Below are 7,048 nucleotides of genomic sequence, written 5' to 3' on the forward strand. Positions count from 1 at the left end.
ATTGTTGTCATTATCATTAGTTATTTAATAGCATCAAGATGTTAGTAGCGCAGCGAGATTGGTGCTTGTATTTTAAGGCAAAAACGCCGCTTATAGACAGCTACATATGAACCAGTCTCAATCAACAAAGCAGTTTGCAACTGCTAATTTAGATGAGCAATTTCGTTTTGCTTTCGCAAATTCCCCTATAGGCCTAGCTCTTTGCAACTCTGAAGGTATCTGTATTGAAGCAAATTATAAAATGATATCTATGCTTGAATATTCGATTTCAGACATTAAAGGAAAGGTAATAGCATCTTTTGCATATGCTGACGACTCCATTCTCATTACTGAAAAACAGCAACAATTAAACAACACTCAGACAAACTTGGTGTTTGAATCACGTTTTAAAACCAATTCAGGCAATATATTTTGGGCTGAAGTTAATATTTTTTTAATTCAAGATATTAATAGTGGGCCTGCTTATTTTCTTATTTCAATATTAGATATTACTAAATTGAAATCAGCTGAAACCGAAATTAGCTATCTCTTAAATCTGCAAAAAGAAGAAAAGGCGTTTGCTGAAAGCATAGTGCAAACCGCTCAAGCTATTGTGTTAGTTCTCAGTCCATTTGGTAAAATTGTTACCTTTAATCCATATTTAGAGAAATTATCAGGGTGGAGTTTAAAAGAAGTTATAGGTCGGGATTGGTTTGATGTTTTTTTGCCACAAAAAGTTCGAGAATACACACGCGAATTATTTCAACGTGCTATCGCTGATTCGCCAACTCAAGGTAATATTGATTGCATTGTCACACGTGATGGTCGTGAGCTTTATATTGAGTGGTATGATAAAACTTTAAAAGATTCAAATGGTTATATTACCGGTTTACTATCAGTTGGGCAGGATGTAACAGCGCGTAAAAAAGTAGAAGAGACTTTAAATTATCAAAAGATGCTGCTTGAATCACAAAATCAAGCATCCCTGGATGGTATTATTAATATAGACGTTCAAGGACGTATTTTGTGGCACAATCGTAGGTTTGTCGACATGTGGGGGATACCGCAAGAGGTGCTAGCAGTAGGACATGAAGGGGCAATTCTTAATTACATACGCACCCAAATTCGTGATCCTGATACATTTTTGGATAAATTAAATAACCACAATGTACTTGAAGATAGCAGAAGCCAAAATGAATTTTATTCAAATGATGGTCGAGTTTTTGATTGCTATTGCTCGCCGATGATGAATGATGAAGGCAAGCTTTTGGGTCGCGTATGTGTATTTCGTGACATCACCGAACGTAAACTTGCTGAAACCGAACGACAGCAATTACAAACTCGTCTGGCTCAATCTGATCGTTTATCTAGCATGGGGATGTTAGCCGCAGGTGTGGCACATGAAATTAATAATCCACTTTCATACGTATTATATAATATTGAAAGTTTAGTAGAGGATATACCAAAACTTTCTGAATTTACTCAGCGTTGTCATGCAGCATTATTAGCTCAGGTCGGCCAGGAGGATATATTAGAAATATTAGGGGATACCCAGCGTGTTTTTGACCGTATGTTATTTGATGATGTAAGTGATCGTTTGCGTGACGCTCTCTCTGGAGCTTATCGAATAAAAAACATATCACGTAGTCTTGGTACTTTTTCACGTGTTGAACATAATAGGTTGGCTCCAGTAAATATTCAAACTTGTATAGAACATGCCGCAGCGATGGGATTTAATGAAATCAAATATCGCGCTAGGTTCGTTAAAGATTTTTCACAAGTGCCGTTAGTGTTAGCTTCTGATGGAAAATTGGCACAAGTGTTTTTAAATTTACTAATTAATGCAGCTCATTCAATCGATGAAGGTCATGTTTCACAAAATGAGGTTCGCGTACGTACTTGGAGTATTGATGACAAGGTATTTGCTGAAGTGAGTGATACCGGTAAAGGAATAGCACCAGAAAATCAAAAGAAGATTTTTGACCCATTTTTTAGCACCAAAGGTATTGGAGTAGGTACTGGACTAGGTCTCTCCATATGCAAAAATATAATTGAAGAATTCGGCGGTACGATTTCTTTCACAAGTGAATTAGGTAAAGGCACAAAATTTTTAATTATCTTGCCACGCCTACCTGAAGATTGGGACAAAAATATAGAAACAAACGAAATTTATGATGACTCAGAAAAATCATCAATACGAGGCCGTATTCTTATTATTGATGATGAAGCAAGTATTAGGTCATCTATTAATAAGATGCTAAGACATGAGCATAATATTATATCTGTCGAATCAGGTCTTGAAGCAAAAGATTTAATCGAAAAAGATCAAAACTTTGATTTAATTTTTTGTGATTTAATGATGCCAGAAATGTCAGGCATGGAGTTACATTCTTGGCTAACAAAGCATCATAATAAACTAGCTGAGCAGGTAGTTTTTATTACCGGTGGTGCTTTTACCCCAGGCGCTTCTGAGTATTTATCGAAGGTTGGTAATTTACGTTTAGAAAAGCCTTTTGATACTAAAAATTTTAAAAAAATAACTAATGAATTATTGTTAGCTTCTAAAAGCCGTAACATTGTTTAGAGCAGTTCAAGAGGAAACTGCTCTAACGTCGAGGTCGCTTGCGATTTTTGCTTTTGGCCTTGTTTGTTCTTGAGTTTTTCTTTTTAGCTTTCTTTTTTGATTTTAATCTTTTTTTAGCTTTCTTTTTAGTAGATGCGTTATCTTTTGTCTTTTCTGCAATTACATTATTATTAGGATTTAGTACATCAACAAAAGCGTTATCTGCAGTTTTGGGTTCTGGTGCAATAGTATTAATTTTTTCTAATAGTTCTTTTGCTTTTTGGGCATCAAGTTGTTCAAGTGCGACTACCGCATTTTTTGCCCCAGCAATATCACCACCATTTAACTGAGCTAGGCCAAGTCCATAGTTCGTTTGTGCATCAGTCGGTTTGATCATTATTGCACGGCGAAACGCCTCAATTGCAGTTTTCCAGCGTTTGCGTTTAATGGAAGCCTCGCCTAAACGGTTTTGAAGTTCGAAATCATCGGTAAGTATCGCGGCTGCTTGATCAAGAAGACGTAAATTTTCACTATCGGAATCATTAGCTGGGTCTAAAGTCGAAACTAATAGTTGGTAACATTCGCTACTTGTCGTATCTAATTTTAATGCTTGCTTTGCTTCTGCTAGTGCCTGCGGCATTAGATGATAATCTCGATATACTGTTGCGAGTTCAGCGTGCACGCGTGCATCTTGCTTATATTGTCTGACTGCAGGTTTGAGAATACTTAAAGCATCATCAAGACGACCAAGTAATCGTAACGTACGCCCACTTCCTGCAATCGCTTCAATGTTGGTAGCATCATAGAGACGAGCTTTGTCAAACATATAATTAGCTTCAGTATAGCGTCGGCTTTTTTCATATAATTTGCCAAGGTTAACTTGCAGTTGGGCCAAATTTTGTTGGCTTATCTCAGCAGCATTATGTCTTATCGCACGTTTAAGTACATTAATTGCTGCTATACGCTGTTCATTTGCATCTTTTGCCAGTGCTAATTCAATAGTTGCATCAATCAGCAAAGGCTCAATTGATAGGGCAGTATTTAACGATGATATTGCTTCATTATATTGTCCGGCTTGTCTTAGTGCCATCCCAAGGCATAAATGCGATACTGCTGCATCTGGCATGTCTCTAAGTAATGATTGGCAAAAAGGTATCGCTTTATCGCCATGCCCCTGACGTGTAAGCAATAAAGCAATTGCATAAGTCAATTCGTTGCTTTCACCAATTGCTTTGGCTTTTGCAATATTTTTTTCAGCTTCGTTTAGATTTTCTAAACCAATTAAAGCTAAGGCTAAACCTATTAAGGCTGATTGTGACTGCGGATTTTTTTTGATTTCTTGATTATACTGCTGTTCGGCAGCCTTGTATTGGCCACTAGCAATTAAGCTGTCGCTACCACCACCACCAGCATGTTGGATGCTGGGAGCACAAGCCGACAACGCTATTACGAATAATGGCCATATCCAGCATATGCGCAAGTAAACAAACGACATACAACTTTGATATTCTATCATTATCGCACAATAACGCTATAGCTTGACTTCAAAAAATGAGAAAAACTTTTAAATTACCTGAGCGGCAGCGATGTAGTCTTTTACGGCTTGTTCTATTCCAACCTCTAATGCATGACAGATAAGATGATGGCCGATTGATACTTCTTCAAGGTTTTCCATCTCTTGCACGAGCAAGGGTAGGTTTTCGTGGGTTAAATCGTGCCCAGCATTGACTCCTAAACCTACCTTGTGTGCTTGTTGGGCACTTAGAATTACAGCACCTAATTCTGGTTCAACATGGCCTAAATTGAAGGCGCGAGCGTAAGGTTCAGTATATATTTCGATGCGATCAGCACCAATTTCACCTGCTACTTTTACGCTTTGCTCATCTCCTGCTTCAACAAATAAACTAACGCGAATACCTTCTGTTTTTAAACGTTTTATTACGGGTTCAAGTAAAAACGCCCATTTTTTTACCTCCCACCCATGATTGCTAGTTAATTCACCAGGTTTTACTGGCACTAATGTGCACTGAGTTGGATGACATTCAAGTACCAGAGCAACAAATTCTTCGCGAATATCACCTTCAAAATTAGTCTCAGCAGCTTTCACTTCACGTACTACCATGCGAGCATCGTCAGGAGTGATATGCCTCTGATCGGCGCGAGGGTGCACGGTTATGCCATCAGCACCTAACTTTACAATTTTACGAACAAAATGAATAAGGTTTGGTTCTTGTCCACCACGAGCATTTCGTAGTGTAGCAATTTTGTTGACGTTGACGCTTAGCTTAGCCATATTGCCATCCAAGAGGTTGATGGTTAGTAATTACTTTGTGTCAATAACAGACCTGTGACATTACTAACAGAGATCTGTGACCAAACACAGACGATCAATCGTTTTTTATATTTAATGCCTTGTGTCAGAAGGAGAAACTCTGTAAAAGACTTACTTTAACAGATGGTGGTTAATTTTTCGACAGTGGGGCTAGCATAACTTAGACGCAGTGAGCCGTGAAATTATTGGGAAAATGGCTTGACGTCCCTTGGTTGTGTCGCATATCGCCTGCCCTCATTGTGTAAAACTCGTCACAGATAACGGCGCTAACGGGGGGTGGTGCTATGGAGAGCGGTGCAATGGCCCAACGCGGTCTCGACTCTGATTCCCTTGAGCAAGTATTAAGGAGCATTTCGCAATTTGCGGCCAGATCGGTATCACTGTCTTGGCGACTAGCCACAGATGATAGCCATGAATTTCCTATCGATATAATTAAGCAACTAATGGGCCCTGAAGTTGGACTACATTTAATTTATATTCCTGAGGAATTCGGCGGTCTTGACGCTGGGGCTTATGATACTTCTCGTGTTAGCGAGGCAATGGCGCGTGTTGATCTTGGTTTAGCTACAGCGTTTTTTGCTATTTCCTTGGGTCTTGATCCTATAGCTGTTGGTGCGACACCAGAACAAAAACAAAAATGGATGACTAAAGTCGCCGAGGAGGGCTTACTTGTTGCCTATGGCGTTACTGAACCTAGTGCTGGTTCAGATCTGGGTGCCTTAAAAGCAAAAGCTGAACGTTTCGAGCGTGATGGCAAGAAGTATTATCGTATCTCGGGTAACAAACAATTTATTACCAATGGTGGTGTTGCAGACATTTATACAATTTTAGCAAACACCGAGGCTGGTCCAACTTTTTTTATTGTAGAAAAAGGTACTCCCGGTTTAAGCGCGGGCAAACCCGAGGATAAACATGGTATTCGGATGTCCAATACCTGCGCTCTTACCCTCGACGATGTTGAAGTTCCCGAAGAAAACGTAATTGGTGGTATTGAAGGTCGCGGATTAGCTCAGGCACAACAAGTGTTTGGTTATACCCGGCTAATGGTGGCTGCTTTTGGTCTTGGCGGCGGTGAAGCGGCATTGGCCCGCATGATTGGGTACTCACGTGAGCGACGCCAAGGTGGTAGCCTATTAGCAGAGAAGCAGGCCTATACTCATAAACTTATTGTTCCTAATGCAATTAGATTGGCAGCAGCTCGGGCTTATATAGAGTACGTAGCAACTCGACTTGATTCTGGCGAAGAAGATCTGCAAACCGAAGGGGCTATTGCAAAACTATGTGCCAGTGAAGCCGGTGTTGATGCTGCCGATGCCGCTATTCAAGCTCACGGTGGTTATGGTTACATTCGCGAATATGAGGTCGAGAAGATCCGTCGTGATGTTAGAATTACTACTATTTATGAAGGTACTAGCGAGATTATGCAGTGGACTATCGCTCGTGACCGTTGGCGCCTGTTTTTACAATCACAAGGCGGTTTCTATCGTGATTTAGCTAACAGCCTTGATAGTCTACATGCTCAAACACCAGATGTTGGAGCAAATATTGCTGCATTAGGTATACGTTCTTTACATGCGCTTTTTGACCGAGCTCGTGAAAAACGACTCACTCGCCATCAACATGTGCTTTTTAGACTTGGTGAATTATGCATGCAGGCCGAGACTGCCGCAACTTTAGCAAGAGCAGCAGCCGGAGCAGCACGTGGTCCAAAACCTACAGCTAATACACATAAAGCTATGGCGCGTGTTTATGCTCGCGAAGCAGCAGCAAAAGTTGTCAATGAAGGTATTAAATGGGTTAGAGGCTGTGACGCACAAGAAGATACAACTTTGCTTGAGCGAAATTTACGACTTTCTGAAATTAATGCCGCTTATAGTGGGATGATGGCCGATCTCGATACGATCGCGCACGAGCTATGCGCCGTCGAGTCATCGTTTGGACAATCTAAAAATAGGGGGTGTCCCTAAATGTCTCCCGTCGATCTTCACGAAATCCGCTACTTATGTCCACGTGCTCGCAGAAATCCTGCCTGCGACTTGCCACAAGCAAGCCTCAGCATGATTTTGCTGCGCGCGTGGCCATCGTTTACGCGTCTTTCGTGAATTTCTCGGTCCAACATTTAGGGACACCCCCTAATTAAGGCGGCATCATTAGTATATTTTTAAAGCATTCGA

4 protein-coding genes are annotated in these 7,048 nt (G+C 40.5%); 2 read left to right on the forward strand and 2 right to left on the reverse strand.

Annotated features, from left to right (window positions below):
• Positions 1-106 precede the first annotated feature (106 nt).
• The gene (locus JW841_06550) at positions 107-2,563 is read left to right on the forward strand and encodes a PAS domain S-box protein (protein ID MBN1960587.1); all 2,457 of its coding nucleotides are present in this window, start codon (positions 107-109) and stop codon (positions 2,561-2,563) included.
• Positions 2,564-2,585: 22 nt separating this feature from the next.
• On the opposite strand, the gene JW841_06555 is transcribed toward JW841_06550, so the two are convergent.
• Both JW841_06555 and JW841_06560 read right to left on the reverse strand, forming a co-directional pair.
• Positions 2,586-4,058, reverse strand: coding sequence for a tetratricopeptide repeat protein (locus JW841_06555; protein MBN1960588.1), 1,473 nt, complete (start codon positions 4,056-4,058; stop codon positions 2,586-2,588).
• Positions 4,059-4,106: 48 nt separating this feature from the next.
• Positions 4,107-4,835 carry a pyridoxine 5'-phosphate synthase gene (locus tag JW841_06560; GenBank protein MBN1960589.1) on the reverse strand — a complete coding sequence of 243 codons (729 nt, stop codon included), beginning with the start codon at positions 4,833-4,835 and terminating at the stop codon, positions 4,107-4,109.
• Positions 4,836-5,173: 338 nt separating this feature from the next.
• Between JW841_06560 and JW841_06565 the strand changes: the two genes are divergently transcribed.
• Complete coding sequence (locus tag JW841_06565) at positions 5,174-6,841, forward strand: acyl-CoA dehydrogenase family protein (protein ID MBN1960590.1); 1,668 nt, start codon at positions 5,174-5,176, stop codon at positions 6,839-6,841.
• Positions 6,842-7,048: the final 207 nt, after the last annotated feature.

It is taken from the genome of Deltaproteobacteria bacterium (genome assembly GCA_016931625.1).
Classification (GTDB): domain Bacteria; phylum Myxococcota; class XYA12-FULL-58-9; order XYA12-FULL-58-9; family JAFGEK01; genus JAFGEK01.

What these genes read in the sequence shown, in the direction of transcription:
- JW841_06550 (MBN1960587.1), top strand. Translation starts at nt 107, where the DNA reads ATGAACCAGTCTCAATCAACAAAGCAGTTTGCAACTGCTAATTTAGAT.
- JW841_06555 (MBN1960588.1), bottom strand. Translation starts at nt 4,058, where the DNA reads ATGATAGAATATCAAAGTTGTATGTCGTTTGTTTACTTGCGCATATGC.
- JW841_06560 (MBN1960589.1), bottom strand. Translation starts at nt 4,835, where the DNA reads ATGGCTAAGCTAAGCGTCAACGTCAACAAAATTGCTACACTACGAAAT.
- JW841_06565 (MBN1960590.1), top strand. Translation starts at nt 5,174, where the DNA reads ATGGCCCAACGCGGTCTCGACTCTGATTCCCTTGAGCAAGTATTAAGG.